Raw genomic sequence first — 253 nt, forward strand, 5'->3', positions numbered from 1 at the left:
CGTCTCGCTGCTGAAGCCGTGGGCCATCCCGTTCGACGCGGTTTCGAGCAGCCACCAGCCGTCGCGGGTCTGCGGTGCGTCGGTCAGCAGCGTGAACGACCAGTTGATCGAGCTGATCGGTCCGGGGCGCTCGGTCGCGCGCAGCGATCCCGGGGGCAGCGTGTCGCCGATGCCGACGAGTTCGCCGAACGGGTCGAGCCCGCTGCGGTCGTTCAGCCGGACCCAGCGGCGCAGCGTGCCGGGATGCGGTGCG

General features: G+C 71.9%; 1 protein-coding gene. It reads right to left on the minus strand.

Features of this window, described 5'->3' with window-relative positions; translation table 11 throughout:
- The coding region (locus VJI93_RS09080) for a hypothetical protein (protein ID WP_324009371.1) at positions 1-253 on the minus strand (253 nt) is incomplete at both ends.

Source organism: Parvimonas sp. M20 (assembly GCF_035282425.1).
In the GTDB taxonomy this organism is placed as follows: Bacteria; Bacillota; Clostridia; order Tissierellales; family Peptoniphilaceae; genus Parvimonas.